The following is an 834-nucleotide window of genomic DNA, read 5'->3' as shown; positions in this document are numbered from 1 at the left end:
ACTTTATACTACAAGCCCAACCATGAAAATCATCCCCATCTCAAATAACACCAACACAAACAACGAATTACCGGAATTCGATCGTGAATTAATTGCCAGTTTGCCATCAAGCGGTCCCCGTTATACATCCTATCCGACTGCCGACCGCTTCCATGAAGGCTTTAAAGAAGCCGAATATATCCAAGCTTTAAGCCTGCGCAACATGGGCGCGCTCAACAAACCCCTTTCACTCTACATCCACATTCCCTTCTGCAATACCATCTGCTACTACTGCGGCTGCAACAAAATCATTACCAAAGACAAAAGCCGTGCCGATGCCTATATCCGGTATCTGGAAAAAGAAATGGAATTGCTGGCACCGCATTTGGGTGGAAGACACCAGCTCGCGCAGCTCCACTTCGGCGGCGGTACGCCCACATTCCTGAGCGACGACCAACTCGAACGCGTCTTCGACATGATTCGTAAATACTTCCAGCTGATTCCCAACGGCGAATACTCCATCGAAATCGACCCGCGCAAAGTCAGCCGCGAAACTGTCCTCAAACTGGGCAAACTTGGTTTCAACCGCATGAGTGTCGGTATTCAAGACTTTGACCCTAAAGTGCAGGAAGCCGTCAACCGTATTCAAAGCTACGAAGAAACCAAAGAAGTGATTGATGCCGCGCGTGAAGCCGGATTTAAATCAGTCAGCGTCGATTTAATTTACGGCCTGCCGCACCAAAACACCGAAAGCATCAAAACCACCATCGACACGGTCTTGTCCCTCAGTCCCGACCGCCTCGCCCTCTACCACTACGCTCACTTGCCGCATATCTTCAAACCGCAACGCCGTAT

The 834-nt window shown here is 49.8% G+C and carries 1 protein-coding gene; it reads left to right on the top strand.

What is annotated here, in order from left to right; translation table 11 throughout:
* Positions 1 to 22: 22 nt before the first annotated feature.
* On the top strand, positions 23 to 834 hold an 812-nt coding region (gene hemN / locus ACTHUR_RS12990; protein WP_440398914.1), incomplete at its 3' end, for an oxygen-independent coproporphyrinogen III oxidase.

It is taken from the genome of Neisseria sp. P0021.S007, from assembly GCF_051956855.1.
The sequence above is the reverse complement of the archived record's forward strand: the minus strand, read 5'-3'. Positions and strand labels throughout refer to the sequence as shown.